We start from the raw sequence: 13079 nt of genomic DNA, 5'->3' as shown, positions 1-13079 counted from the left end.
CTTGTCGTTGGTTACCCAGGCATTGATAACGAGGTCGACGCCATACGCTCAACGCTGCTTGTCGAGTTGGAGAAGCAAGCTGGTGTCGTGATTTTTGCGACCAACTTTCGCGTAACTACGATAGCGCCTTCGGATCAATCGCGGAAGCTACGGAAATTTTGATTTATAAAGAATTACTATCGATTAAAAATCGAATATTGTAAGTCAGTGAGTGGGTCGGCGGGGAGGTGGTCAGATTCAGGTTTGTTGAGAAGCCGGCATAAGTGGGAGCTTATGCCGGCTAAGCTGTTTTACAGCATGTGGAAGAATGTTCTTTGGCTCTTGAATTTCAAAGTGTCATTTACCGTGATTGTATTCGGCTTTCTTCGGGTGCCGCCCCCAGGAGTGATAACCTCAATTTCGGGGCTTTGGATGATAGCAGCATGTACATCGTCGGTATGAGCAGGCGTCTCGTTGTAGATACTTGCATAGAAATCGCTAACAGACACGGCATCACCCGATTCAGATATGATCCGAGGGATATCTTCTTGGAGTTCATTTCGAGCATTTTCTCGATCTGACTCGCCGAATAAGTAAAGTGAGCCATCTTCCGCTGGGTCATAAGAGAGCATGTTCAGGCCCGATCTACCAAAGTGGGCTTGAGAGCTACTATTGTCGTGCAGAATGTTATTGTAGACTTGGCGGGCTTTGTAAGAGTTGGCGAAGTGAATTAGCCAGTATCTCCAGCCTGACGGATTATTGATGGAGAAGGGGCTTACATAAGGAGCACACTCTTTGAATGCCTGGAATACTAGTCGCTCCGCCGCACCAAGCCAACTTTTTTTGGTTAGATGGTTTTCGAGATTTCTAATGTCGTCTTCCCTTAAACCAATTGGGGCTAGCTGGCTTATTAGCATTGTGGGGTCTGATTTTTTTAGATATGAAACCAGCGCTTCGATCGCAAAGGTATAGAAAATTTCGGCCGATGGGTTTGATCGAGTTATGTCGAGGATCGTTTTTCTATCGACATGGCTATGGCCGCACTGATCTAAATTGAAAAGAACGTTTCGGCAGCGATATTTTGATAGGAGTTCTTTGACTTTTGGATAAAGCTGTTCGAATGGCTCGCTGAAAAATACGGTATTTAGGATAAGTCTAGATTCTGTATCTTTGGCCTCGGCGATTATAGGTGCTAGATTTTCCTGTAGGAATGCAGTGACATTTTTGTCTGCATCATTGAGTATCAAAAAACACTCAATAGTTACCAGTCCAAGCCCCTGTGATCCACGGTTGATATTTATATGGCGCAGAGCTCTCTTCAACTCTTCAATGAAAATGACTGGCGACCCAGCTGCTCCGCACTGGTACCGACCGCCACCAGAGAACCCATCAATTACCGCTAGTTTAAATCGTGACTGCTGAGGAAGTTGGCATCTCACGGTTAAATACTGAAAGAAATACTCTCTAAGTATTTTGTGTTTTCGGCGTGAATGATCATCTAAAACAGCTCCAGAGAGCCATTCATACAGTTTTCCAGCCATTCGATCTAGAATTCCCTATCAGATTGAAGCCTGCCCCAGCTCGCCTAGGATTGTGATAGGCATTTCGTCCCAGGTACGACCACGGTACTCTCTGCCATTATCTTTTTTAGATCTTTTCTTATTGTCTTTTCCCCAAGCGCCCCATTGCTTGAAGAAAAATGCGGTTTCGCTGATCAAGCATTGTTCGTAAATTTCGTCAATCCACTCTTCTTTTATTGGTCGTGCGGATCGTCCGCTTTCACCGCCAACGATTGCCCAGTCGATGTTTTTAAGATTGACGCCGGCTACTGAGTTTATGAGCGGCTCGAACGAAATGAATCGAATGCTTGCAGGTATGTCGCGAAGACTATCAATTCTATCTAGGACATCGGCGTTTTCAACACTGGTGCCTATCCAAACGTTGGGTAGAATGTCTTTGATCTTGCTCTGCAATATGTTCTTCATGCGCTCAGGGCGCTTTGTCAAAATTTGATAGCTGTGGCGCGGTGTTTCGCGCATGACATTCCAGACTTTAAGGATAAACTCATCGCTTACGTCGTCGTGGAATAGGTCGCTCATCGAGTTGACAAAAATTTTCCGCGGCTTTTTCCAGCTGTAAGGAATGGCTAATGATTTTTCGTCTTCGCGTATTACACCGTTCCAGACTGTGCGCTTGCCAGACTTTCTAGTAAGTCCAGCATATTTTTCAACGCGCATCGCTTCTAGGCGCTTGGCCATTTCCATGGCGTAACAGTTTTTGCACCCATCACTAATTATTGAGCAGCCCGCAACAGGATTCCATGTGGAGTCCGTCCACTCGATTTGGGTCTCAGCCATCTCTGCACCTGCACGATCGGTTCTACATCTAGTAAGTAGGCGCGTCGCACTGCTCCGGCCCAGGGTGGCGCATCGCGTGCTCCTGCATGCAGACCGCCCATTAGGACATTATGCCCTAACGCATCAAAGACGTCCGCTTTTTGGGCGCGATGCCACTACAGCCGGTGGTGTATGGCGCGCGCAATCGTCCTTCGCCAAGCCTGCGGCCTAAACGTGTGAGGATTTCTGCAACCCTGCGGAGCGATGAAGGTGAGCTTGTGACTGGCGCGGATGGCACCTGAGCGGGAGAGATCAACCCTGCGAATCCCAGCAGGAATCCCCTCATTGAAGGGTAGAGGCCGCACCGGCCAACACTCGGAATTGATAGGCACTGACGGCCTGGAAAAAGAACTCAGCTTCAACGCGCAGCTCTTCGACTTGATCGACAGGTAGCCCCCCCTGCGCCTCATGAAACTTCAGAAGAACGTCCATCGCCTTCTGCATCAGCGGTTCGCCTTGGATCACTGCCACATGCAGACGCTTTCCGAAGAACATTTGGACAGAGCTCTGGGGCGGTATTTTGGGTTAGCGAATTAAAAAATGTACCCCCAGAAATACCCGTCGATACCCCCAGAAGAATGCACGATCGAGAATGGCGACTTTTGAGCACGCTCGCCATGCCGACGGCGGTCTGCATTCGCTCGATGATCACCCAGGCCAAGCGATGTTGGGAGGGGAGACCTGCAGCATCGCCAGCACCCGGGCAGCGCCGAGGCGGTCGGCGATCCGGCCGATGGGCACCGTGCAGACGAGCCCGCAAAGCCCCGCCAGGGCCAGGTCGATGCCCACCTGGACGCTGCTCAGGCCGACCACCTAGGTATAGAAGAACGTGGCGCCTGCGAGGAAGAGGCCGCGCCCGGAAGCATCGACGAAGGCAATGAGCAACAACAGGAGAGAGGCACGAACGTCCTGAAAATGTTGAAGGCTAGCGTTTTTCCGATTGGCCGGGCGGCTTAGGTCTTGCGGATGATCAGCATGTACATCTGGCCGTGCAGGCTCGGGAATTTGGCCTTCAGCGCAAGATCCATGTCCAGCAGGTTGTGGATCCTGGCGGGCCCGTCCTGCTGCAGGTCGAGCTCGTAGCCCAGCGATTCGGGGAGCAGGCCCAGCGGACGGATTTCCTCGACCGCGAAGCCCTGCGCCCGGGCGATCTCAATGGCCTCGCCACGGCTGATGGCGTTCTGTCGCATCAGTTCCTTCTGCTCGTGGGAGTAGATCGAAAGGTAGGTCAGGTGTGGACACTCGATGTCCCAGGTCGAGATCACGCAGAACCCGCCCGGCACCAGGCAGCGATGGATTTCCGACATGACCCTGGAGAAGTCTTGCCTTGGGAAGTGCGCCGCCGTGCCCATCATGCAGGTAATGAGGTCGAACTGAGTGCTTTCGAACGGCAGCGCCCTGGCGTCGCCTTGGTGGAAGTCCGGATTGAGCGCGCCGCCGGTCTTCTGCCGGGCATACTCGACCGCCCTGGGTTCCAGGTCGACGCGAAAGGCCTGGATGCCTTGTCGGGCCAGCAGGGTCGGGTAGCGGCCGGTCGCGGCAGGCAGTCGAGCATGTTGACCAGCTCGAGGGATTTCTTGGCTTCGTCCTCAGGCACGGAGCAGTCGTAGCGCATGTAGGCCGCCACGTCATAGTCCAGTGCGGCATCGGCGGCATCGGCGGCCTTGTCCTGCGCGAACTCGGCGATCACCGAGAGCAGCCGCCCGCGCTGTTCGGCAACGCCCGCCAGTTGGGTGGCCCGTACGGTGCTTGGGGTAAAGCCGCGTTGCGCGGCGGGGTCGAGCAGTTCCAGGATCAGGTTGGCGTACCAGTCCTTGTCGTCGCTTGGGCGCAGGCCTTCAGGTTGTGCGCCCTGGCGTCGGAGGTGCTGCAGCCGGGCGTCGACGTCGAGGTAGTCGGGGCTGAGGGTAAACACCACTTCGTAGTATTTCTGGGCCTCGGCGAAGGATCCCTGCTCCTGATGGATGCGCCCCAGGGTGTAGAGGGTTTTCTTGGCTTCTTCGCTGACGGTCAGTTCGCGGGCGCGGCGGAAGGCCGATTTCACGGCGAAATGATAGCCGGCCATGAGGAAGCTCTCGCCGGCCAGGGTGAAGCTCTTGAGCTTCATCCGGTCATCCTGGCCCGCCCAGGCGAAAGGGCGATTTAGCCCCTCAAATTTATGGCCAAATGACATCTCCGTCGGTACATTCCTGTACTCGCTGTGCCATGGAAAGAAAAATGGGGGCTCGGCCCCACCGTTACACGGGTATGGACTGAGAGATGGAAGGATGAAGGATCCAGATGCTAGCCCCAGCGCAGCGGGGTATGGCTACCAGTACGAACGCGCGCTGTACCGAATCTTCACGGCCCCCAACGCGCAGACCAGATTCGGCATTGAAACGGCTGATGATGTTGAAGAGATCAGCCAGACCGCTACAGGTTCTCGGCGTGTGTCAGAACAAGCGAAGCTGTCTGTCCGGCCCCACAAAAACCCACTGCAAGACAGCAGTAAAAACCTGTGGAAGACACTCCGCATCTGGTTGAACGGGTTAGCGGCTGCTCGGAAGGAGCATGACGAGTTGCAGTTTCTCCTCGTCACGAACCGAGTGCTTAAGAAAGGCACACTGGCCATGCGGCTTTCTGATGCCCTTTCAAAGCAAGACGTGGCAGACGCGGTCGTTGCGCTTCGAACGCATGCCGGCGGCATGACAGGCAAGCCTGGCGAGATCGCTCGGGATGTCATCGCCTACTCGGACGCCGACTTGGTATTTCTGATCGAGCACATGTCCATTGAGGACGGCCAACTCAATGCCCAGATGAAGCAGCGGGTGATCGCGTCCCTCCACCTCCCGGAAGACGCAGTGGCGAATGCTGAGGACATCTACCATGGTCTGGTCGGTTTCCTGTTCGACCGTTGCCAGGAATCCTGGGTAGCCCGCAAGCCTTTCTGGACGACCGCTCAGCCTTACTACAACAAGCGTCAAACGCTCGTTGAAGCGTTCATGAATGGCCCTTGGGAACCTCTGCCCTTCGAGAAAACCGAGTTCGCAGAGTGGGCCGAGAAGATCGACCCCGCGGACATGCTTTTCGTGGAGCAACTCACCAAAATCAACATGCCGAAAAACCTGCTGATGAAGCAATTCGGCTTCTACTGTGCCGCCTACTCTGAGCGCATCCGCCTCCTGGAATCAGGTGGAGTTCTGGCCGAGGACTTTGATGTAGCTGAGCGTGTGCTCAGTGATCGCTGGGAAGCGATCAACGACCGCCACCAGCTGGACAATATGACGTCGCTGGATGACTACGACACGGCTGATTACAGGTCTGTGATGACCAAAACCTTGTTTCCAGAAACCTTTCCCATGAAAGTGGGACGGGTGAGCTCCACGGCTCAGTACCTGTTCAGCGGCACCTACCACCGGATGGCCAATGCCGATGGAACACAGTCCCCCATTCATTGGCACCGTGAAGCGCCGACCTCGGAGGAGGAGTCATGAGTGAGGTGTATCTGGATCATCAATTGATCCACAACTCGTCATTGGCCTGCTTTCTGCTGACACACTTCATAGGCGAATACCAAGAGGCAGGGCTTGGGCAAACCCCGGATCTACCGAAACTGATGTTGGTGCTGCCCTTGGTGTGGAATCAGCGCTCACGCGATGCGTTGAGCCCGCGCACCAGCCGCTCCACCTTGGGTGCTGTGCTCAGGGAGACCCCGGTGTTGAAAATTGATCTGCAGCGAAGGGTGTCCGCCCATGCGGCTACCACCCTACAAGGGCTCAATCTCGCCGTTTCTTCGCGCCTGATTGGAAAGATCGGCACCAAGGGGAGTGAGACCAGCTTCCAAGTCTTGGTCGACCGTTGGCCACGAGGCATCAAGAACACCATTCCCTCGGCCATGCTGCAGACCACTGAGAAACTGGCGAAGTGGTTTGCCACCGACACGACAGAAAACCTGTACAAGCTCTTGTTTGGGATTCCCAATGAAATTCACGATTGACGCAGTCATCCTCTGGCCACGCTGCCCTGGCTTGGAGCCACGAGTCATTCCCTTTCAAGACGGGAAGATCAACATCATTTACGGGCTGAGCGGCACCGGCAAGTCGTCAATTGTGCACATCATTGACTACGTGCTGGGCGCGACCAAGTGCCATATTCCGATCGGCATCATCCGCGACACAGTGGATTGGTTCGGGATGAAAATCCGCGTTCTCGGTACGACCTACATCGTCGCGCGACGCACTCCAGGAAACTCCCAAGGCTCCAACGAGCTTTGCATGCTGGAGGTGGACGATGAACAGATCCCGGACTCCGTTTACCGTACCCATTCCCTGGCGCAGTACAAAGCCGCCTTTGATGGCATGGTTCGGGTCAGTGACCTGCCCCACTCCGATGAGGAAGAGCCGTCCAGCTTTGATCGCCGCAGCTCCTATCGCGACATGGCAGCGTTCAATTTCCTGCCTCAGCACATCGTGGCAAACCCCAACACCCTGTTCTTCAAAACCGACTCGTTTGCTCACAAGGAGCGCCTGACGCGAGCCATGCCCTACGCGCTCGGTATGGTGGATGCAAACTACATCATGAACGAACGGCGTCGGGATGAAGCGCAGCGCGAGCAAGATCGGCTGCGCAAGCAGCTAGCAGTCCACGATGCGGCCAAGGCGAGCCAATATGCTGACGTCGACCAACTGTTTGATCGCTGCATTCAGCTGGGCTTGCTTGAGCGCACCAGCACCCAGGGCGCTCAGAAAGTCGAACTGCTCAAGAAGGTCGTCATCGCGACCCATGAAGGACGGCTTGAGCAGACACTTCTGGAACCTCAACGACTGCATATCTCAGAAAAGCTGAAGGTGATCATCGAGGAAGTCGGGAAGCAACAACGTATCGTTGACGAATTTGATGCCCAGATCGATGGCTTCGACCACCTGGCACGTAACAGCAAGCGATTCGTCGCGGCCATTGATACTGAGAAGTCCCATGTCATTGGTCTCGACTGGCTCAAACAGAGCGTCTCTGACGGTGGGCACTGCGTGGCCTGTGGCTCGTTCACCAACGCCTTGCCTATGGTGATCGAGAATCTGGAAGAGAAGGTCAACAAGGTTACCCGGATTTCGGACGCGCTCAAGGACAATCCCGTCGTCGACAAGCAACTGGCCACGCTGAAACGGCAGCGCGCCAAGGAGGAGCGTGAGCTGTCGCGTTTGATGCGAGAGCAGAGTCGCTTGATCCAAGAGGATGAGCGTACCCGAAATGCCATTGGCCAGATCTACTATGTGGCGGGTGAGATCAGCCGGCTAATCAAACAACTGGACGGCGCTGAAGCAGACGAGGGTCTGACCAAGCGCATGACCGAGCTGGAAAGCCTGATTCGGCATTACAACTTCCAGATGTCGTTGACTGACATGGCTGAGCAAGAGCGGAAGGTCGATGCCCAGCTGGCCCCGATGTTCGAGGACTATGCGGATCAGTTCGGCTTGAACGGAACGCCTGGCGCTCAGATTTATCTCGATCGGAAAGAGCTCACGCTTCGCTTCGACTCCCACGGCCAGCGGGATTTTCTCTGGGAAATCGGCAGTGGTGCGAACTGGATGGGCTATCACATCGCGACGTTCCTAGGCATTCATGAATACCTGTCGAAGGAGGAGAATCGCAAGCTCCCACCTTTCAGCTTCATCGTGATCGACCAACCGAGCCAGGTCTATTTCCCAAGCAATACCGGTGGCATCAACGCACTGGATGCGGGTTTCGAAGCGGTGAATCAAGCCCGGCCAGCGGATGTCGTTGCCACGCGCCGAATCTTCGAAGTCTTGGCTGAAGGCCTCAAGCGTGCCGGCCATTTCATCCAGATCATTGTCCTTGAACATGCGGGCCCAGACATCTGGGGACAGGTCGCTGACACCGTGCCCGTAGCGGCGTGGCAGAGCAAAGACGACGGGCTCATCCCTGCCCACTGGATCCACCGTCACAATGACTTAGCGTAAGTACCCGTGGCCAGTTGTGTTGCTCGGGTACAACTGGCTCAGGTGTTAATAAAACCAGTAGTCTTTAGAGTGAAATAAAGAGCATCTTGGCAAAGGAGCCTGTATGTAAATAATGCGTATGAATGAACCATCCCTGGTTTCGTAGATACCTCCAAGCCAGGTTCAGACAGGGGACTTTTTGTATGCGAGTACTCGTCCGACCATGCTGCTGACCACCAAGTACGTTGATGGTTTACCCCTTTATCGTTTCGAAAAAGGTACTGGACCGTCACGGTACCAATATTCCAAGGCGTTTAATTCAGATGAGTTGGATTATTAATTATAAAAAAGTCCAGTTCTGCATGTGTTTCTGGCGCCAGCTTATTGGCGCTTGGGCTTCACTATTTCTCATTTCCTTTCAAGACGACCTTGGTAGAGCAGCGAATAGCGTAAATATTGGCGTAGCGTTATTTGGCGGGCTGGGTAACGGCTCATGGATCTGCGTCGAGAGGCTCTGTCGCCGCAGTTTTGCCGTATTCGGCGTGCTACTTTGGGAAGTCGTTTCATGCGTAAGAAATTTTCACCAGAGATTGAGATTTTCATCAGGCGCTACGTTCGTGACTTGAACGAAGGTGTTGCAGCAGTTTTTGCAGGAGCAGGGCTCTCCAGGAACAGTGGTTTTGTGAACTGGCCGGAGCTGATGCGCGAGGTGGCCGAAGAGGTAGGGTTGTCAGTCGACAAAGAGCACGACCTCGTGGCCCTCGCCCAGTTCCATGTGAACGAGCGCAGCGGCTCGGGTGGCTTGGCTCGTCGTATTATCGAAGAGTTTTCTGAGCATGCGGAACCGTCAACTTCGCATCAGATCCTGGCGCGGTTGCCCATTCGTACCTACTGGACAACCAACTACGACCAACTGATTGAGGACTCCCTGAGGAAGCATCAGCGTGTACCGGATGTGAAGCACAAGATTGATGACTTGTTGACCACCCGGCCCAAGCGTGATGCTGTGGTTTACAAGATGCACGGTGACGCGTTGTCCCCGACCCAAGCGATCCTCTACAAATCACAGTACGAGCAGTACTACAAGACCCACGAAGCCTTTGTGACGGCTTTGAGCGGCGATCTGATCTCCAAAACGTTCCTTTTCATCGGGTTCAGTTTCACGGATCCGAACCTTGACTACGTGCTCAGTCGCTTGCACGTGCCGCAGCATGCTCGCCGTGAGCATTTCTGCTTCCTGCGTCGCGAGCCTTCCAGCCTGTATGAGAACGAAGACGAAGAAGCGGCTCGGTACCGCCGGCGTAAGCAGGAACTGCACATCCAGGATCTGAAACGCTTCGGCATTCAGACGCTGCTGGTGGACGAATACGCCGATATCCCAGCGATCCTGCGCGCCATCGAAGAGCAATTCTTGAAGAAAACCATCTTCATTTCCGGCAGCGCCGAGGAGTATGGCGACTGGAAAAAGGATGAAGCACTGGATTTCATTCACTCCCTCTCATCCAGTTTGGTGAAGCATGGTTATCGGGTGGTGAACGGCTTCGGCTGGGGGGTGGGCAGCGCTGTGATCAACGGTGCTCTGGATGCAATCTACTCCAACCCTGAGAAGTTCTCAGAAGACCAGCTTGTGATGAGGCCCTTCCCGCAGGTTGCTTCCCAGGGGCAGGACCTGAAAGTGCTATGGCAGCAATACCGTGAGCGGATGATCGCACTCTCAGGCATCGCGCTTTTCGTCTTCGGCAACAAGACTGAAGGCGGGGAGATCGTGAGCGCGCCTGGTGTGGAGCGAGAGTTCGACATTGCTGTGCGCCAGGGGGTTGTTCCGGTGCCGATCGGTGCTACGGGGTACAAGGCCAAGGAGCTTGCAGAGAAGGTCATGGCTGATCCGGCCAAGTACGCTCCTGATGATCAGTGGCTGGCTGAAAGCCTTAAGAATCTGAACGATCCGGCTGCCGGTGCGAAATCCATCGAAGCTGCAGTGCTCACCATCATCAAGAAGCTGGAAGGGGTATAAGGCGATGAAGCGTAACGTGTTTTATAGCTTCCACTTCGGCAAGGATGTGTTGCGCGTGCAGCAGATTCGCAACATGGGGGTGATCGATGGTGATGAACCCGTGAGCCCAAACCACTGGGAGGAGATCAAGCGTTCGGAGGAGGGGGTCAAGCGTTGGATCACCGAGAATCTCAAGCGCAAGACCTGCCTGGTGGTACTGATTGGTGAAGAGACAGCATCACGCAAATGGGTGAAGTTCGAGATCATGAAGGCCTGGGAGTTGGGCATCCCTGTGGTTGGTGTTCGTATCCACAACCTCAAGTGTCCAAATGCTGGCACTGGGGCATACGGCCTCAACCCCTTCGACTACGTGACGCTCAAGCGGGCTAACGGAACGGTGTACAGCCCACGGGTTTACGACCCCCGGGCAGATGATGCTTACGGTTCTATAAAAGCGAACCTGCCAGCATGGATTGAAACTGCCATCAAGGAGTGCGCGTAAGCGCACCCCTTTAAAGATAAGGGAGCAAGGCTTACGTGGCTTTCTTTACTAAAGAACAGGCGCGAGCTGCGGCGAAGCGAACCAAGGTCACGCTTGGGTCGGTTACCGGCACGCAGTCCTATTCCAGTGAGCAATATGATCCGACCCAACGGTTTGACATCTTCCTGTCGCACTCTATCGCCGACAAAGATCTGGTGCTCGGGGTCAAGGAGCTTCTGGAGGAAAAGCACTATACGGTTTATGTCGACTGGGTGAACGATGAGGAGCTCGATCGTACGCAGGTCAACAAGGAAACAGCGGATCTACTGCGCAACCGTATGCAGCATTGTTCCAGTTTGGTCTACATTGCCACGGATAACGCCGAGAACTCCAAGTGGATGCCTTGGGAACTGGGCTATTTTGACGGTCAAAAGGCAGGCGGAGTCGCGATTATGCCTCTGGTAGAGAGCGAACGATCAGGGTACAACGGACAGGAGTACCTCGGGCTGTATCCGCTGGTGATTGAGGATGATTCACAGATTTACGTTGAGGGGGTATCTGAGGGCAGGATTGGTTTGTATGCCTTTGTGAACGATACCTCTAGATAGTAAGTCCTTGTCTTGATCTAATCCGAACTCTTTGCTCATCGCCAGATGGGTGAGAAGTTCTAAAAGTAGAATAATATGGTTCGTAACGTAACGAAATCTGAGCTTCGAAATATTTCCTCCCAGGCGACGCAGAACCGGACTTTTGCCAAGTCAATGGCGTCCACTTATAATATGACGTTCATTTCTCACTCGAGTAAAGATAAAGACTTGGTGATGGGGGCAATTGAAGTCATCGCCAATCATGGTGGAATGCCGTACATCGACGAAGTCGATCCAGAAATGCCGAAACACACATCTGAAGAGACTGCTGAGCTTCTGAAAAAGCGAATCACGGACTGCAAACGCTTCGTTCTGCTCACTAGCCCTAACAGCAAAGACAGTCGCTGGGTTCCATGGGAATTGGGCGTTGCTGATGGTAAGAAGGGTGTCAACCGAATAGCCATTTTTGCTGCTTCAGATTATGAAAGCGACGATAGCTGGTCGTCGTGGGAGTACATGGGGCTTTATCCTCGGATCGTCTGGGGCAAGCTGAAAGGCTATCCAAATGAATTGTGGATGGTCTATACGGAGAAGACGAACACGGCTGAAACTCTGGAGTCCTGGCTGCGTCGCTGAGCCAAGAACGCTGGTGCCAGTCAAAATTGGCTAGTCATTGGATTGTATATGTACATCGGCTTTGAGCTTGAAAATTACAAGCCTTTTGAGATGATTAGTGGGTCGGCGGTTAATAACTTTCGTGATCAAGCGCGAGATGTGGTCGTGAATGATCTGGCCGATTATGTCATCGGTCAGATCGACAACAAAGATATCATAGATGTCAAGGAGCTAACGCTGAGGATTTTCCCTCAGCAAGATGCCCAGATTTTCCTTTCACATTCGCACCGGGATGAGCGCAAAGCTATTGAGTTTGCTTTGTCCTTGGAGAAGCGAGGTGTCAGCGTGTTTGTTGATTCATGCGTTTGGGGTTACGTTGGTGACCTCTTGTTAAAAGTCAACAAGCATTACTCCGACAGTGAAGTGGTCGGGGATTTTACCAATTTTTCCTATGAAAAGTGTAATGAGGTCGCAGCCTCACTTTATTTGATGTTGAATGAAGAGCTGCATCGAATGATTGACGCGGCTGAGTGCTTTATTTTTTTCAATACCAAAAATTCGATCCCGATTAAAGGTCACGAGGGCTTTGCAGAGGGTGACCGTACGTTGTCTCCCTGGATTTACTCCGAGCTCGCTTTCAGTGCCAAGGTACGTTACAGGCCATTGGTGCGTAAGCGCTTACGCAGAAAGATCGTAGGCGCAATGGAGTCTTACTTAGTGGAGAAGGCGTTTGGATCAGCTTCTTTTGCATTCGAGGTCGTCAACGAGCACCTTCCAAAGCTCGATGGGAGTACACTGAGGACATTGGCTCAGACGACGCCTGAGACCGGCGATTTTTGGCTAGATGCTTTGTACTATGCGTATGAGCTCGAAGCTAAGTTCAAAGGTCTCTGTGAGGCCCGTGCTCTTGAGCCCATTGCATAGCGGGTGCAGTGTCAAGATTTTCATGTGTAGGGCCCGGATTCATGTAAGGTCGAATTCCATTACTCGATTGAGGCCCAGGCATGGCATACGGGGCTATTGTGTGCGATGTCTGTGGTATGCACGTTACGGTGACGCGAGAGCGGCAGCTCTTTCGCTCCCGTTTCAATA

Annotated in this window: 13 protein-coding genes and 1 pseudogene; 9 read left to right on the top strand and 5 right to left on the bottom strand. The window is 53.5% G+C overall.

Annotated features, from left to right (window positions below; genetic code table 11):
* Nucleotides 1–290 precede the first annotated feature (290 nt).
* From APH25_RS24865 to APH25_RS25865, 5 genes are all read right to left on the bottom strand, one after another.
* Nucleotides 291–1520, bottom strand: a complete 1230-nt coding sequence (locus APH25_RS24865) for a three-Cys-motif partner protein TcmP (protein ID WP_012315210.1) — start codon at nt 1518–1520, stop codon at nt 291–293.
* 18 nt (nt 1521–1538) lie between these two features.
* Nucleotides 1539–2336 carry a DUF5131 family protein gene (locus tag APH25_RS06820; protein ID WP_012315209.1) on the bottom strand — a complete coding sequence of 266 codons (798 nt, stop codon included), beginning with the start codon at nt 2334–2336 and terminating at the stop codon, nt 1539–1541.
* Nucleotides 2337–2657: 321 nt separating this feature from the next.
* The gene (locus APH25_RS06815) at nt 2658–2870 is read right to left on the bottom strand and encodes a hypothetical protein (protein WP_012315208.1); all 213 of its coding nucleotides are present in this window, start codon (nt 2868–2870) and stop codon (nt 2658–2660) included.
* Nucleotides 2871–3023: 153 nt separating this feature from the next.
* Nucleotides 3024–3164, bottom strand: a complete 141-nt coding sequence (locus APH25_RS25870; RefSeq protein ID WP_225521856.1) for a hypothetical protein — start codon at nt 3162–3164, stop codon at nt 3024–3026.
* Nucleotides 3165–3328: 164 nt separating this feature from the next.
* Nucleotides 3329–3874, bottom strand: a complete 546-nt coding sequence (locus APH25_RS25865; protein ID WP_323757193.1) for a methyltransferase domain-containing protein — start codon at nt 3872–3874, stop codon at nt 3329–3331.
* Nucleotides 3875–4642: 768 nt separating this feature from the next.
* On the opposite strand from APH25_RS25865, the gene APH25_RS06805 reads away from it, so the two are divergent.
* The 9 genes and pseudogenes from APH25_RS06805 to APH25_RS06770 all read left to right on the top strand — a co-directional run bounded on the left by APH25_RS06805 (nt 4643) and on the right by APH25_RS06770 (nt 12911).
* Complete coding sequence (locus APH25_RS06805) at nt 4643–5848, top strand: ABC-three component system protein (RefSeq protein ID WP_012315204.1); 1206 nt, start codon at nt 4643–4645, stop codon at nt 5846–5848.
* The gene (locus APH25_RS06800) at nt 5845–6351 is read left to right on the top strand and encodes a three component ABC system middle component (protein WP_012315203.1); all 507 of its coding nucleotides are present in this window, start codon (nt 5845–5847) and stop codon (nt 6349–6351) included. The genes APH25_RS06805 and APH25_RS06800 overlap by 4 nt, the downstream gene beginning before the upstream one ends.
* Nucleotides 6335–8332, top strand: coding sequence for a DUF3732 domain-containing protein (locus APH25_RS06795; RefSeq protein WP_012315202.1), 1998 nt, complete (start codon nt 6335–6337; stop codon nt 8330–8332). Before APH25_RS06800 ends, APH25_RS06795 begins: the two co-directional genes overlap by 17 nt.
* Before the next feature lie 202 nt (nt 8333–8534).
* Nucleotides 8535–8649: pseudogene (locus tag APH25_RS25635) on the top strand (transposase); the annotation flags it as partial.
* 227 nt (nt 8650–8876) lie between these two features.
* Entirely contained in the window at nt 8877–10325 is a 1449-nt protein-coding gene (locus APH25_RS06790) for an SIR2 family protein (protein ID WP_012315201.1), read from the top strand.
* A gap of 4 nt (nt 10326–10329) precedes the next feature.
* Nucleotides 10330–10806, top strand: a complete 477-nt coding sequence (locus APH25_RS06785; RefSeq protein WP_012315200.1) for a TIR domain-containing protein — start codon at nt 10330–10332, stop codon at nt 10804–10806.
* 35 nt (nt 10807–10841) lie between these two features.
* Nucleotides 10842–11393 (top strand): toll/interleukin-1 receptor domain-containing protein, encoded by a 552-nt coding sequence (locus APH25_RS06780; RefSeq protein ID WP_012315199.1) that lies wholly within the window; start codon nt 10842–10844, stop codon nt 11391–11393.
* A 75-nt stretch (nt 11394–11468) separates the two neighbouring features.
* Entirely contained in the window at nt 11469–12008 is a 540-nt protein-coding gene (locus tag APH25_RS06775; protein ID WP_012315198.1) for a toll/interleukin-1 receptor domain-containing protein, read from the top strand.
* Between the two features lie 48 nt (nt 12009–12056).
* A complete protein-coding gene (locus APH25_RS06770) occupies nt 12057–12911 on the top strand; it encodes a toll/interleukin-1 receptor domain-containing protein (protein ID WP_012315197.1) in 855 nt (284 codons plus the stop codon).
* The last annotated feature ends 168 nt before the right edge of the window (nt 12912–13079 follow it).

The sequence above is a fragment of the Pseudomonas sp. NBRC 111119 genome (genome assembly GCF_001320125.1).
GTDB classification, from domain to species: Bacteria; Pseudomonadota; Gammaproteobacteria; order Pseudomonadales; family Pseudomonadaceae; genus Aquipseudomonas; species Aquipseudomonas parafulva.
The sequence above is the reverse complement of the archived record's forward strand: the minus strand, read 5'-3'. Positions and strand labels throughout refer to the sequence as shown.

Coding starts and splice junctions, on each gene's coding strand:
- APH25_RS06815 (WP_012315208.1), bottom strand. CDS start 2,870: ATGTTCTTCGGAAAGCGTCTGCATGTGGCAGTGATCCAAGGCGAACCG.
- APH25_RS06790 (WP_012315201.1), top strand. CDS start 8,877: ATGCGTAAGAAATTTTCACCAGAGATTGAGATTTTCATCAGGCGCTAC.
- APH25_RS06820 (WP_012315209.1), bottom strand. CDS start 2,336: ATGGCTGAGACCCAAATCGAGTGGACGGACTCCACATGGAATCCTGTT.
- APH25_RS06805 (WP_012315204.1), top strand. CDS start 4,643: ATGAAGGATCCAGATGCTAGCCCCAGCGCAGCGGGGTATGGCTACCAG.
- APH25_RS06775 (WP_012315198.1), top strand. CDS start 11,469: ATGGTTCGTAACGTAACGAAATCTGAGCTTCGAAATATTTCCTCCCAG.
- APH25_RS06785 (WP_012315200.1), top strand. CDS start 10,330: ATGAAGCGTAACGTGTTTTATAGCTTCCACTTCGGCAAGGATGTGTTG.
- APH25_RS06795 (WP_012315202.1), top strand. CDS start 6,335: ATGAAATTCACGATTGACGCAGTCATCCTCTGGCCACGCTGCCCTGGC.
- APH25_RS24865 (WP_012315210.1), bottom strand. CDS start 1,520: ATGGCTGGAAAACTGTATGAATGGCTCTCTGGAGCTGTTTTAGATGAT.
- APH25_RS06770 (WP_012315197.1), top strand. CDS start 12,057: ATGTACATCGGCTTTGAGCTTGAAAATTACAAGCCTTTTGAGATGATT.
- APH25_RS06800 (WP_012315203.1), top strand. CDS start 5,845: ATGAGTGAGGTGTATCTGGATCATCAATTGATCCACAACTCGTCATTG.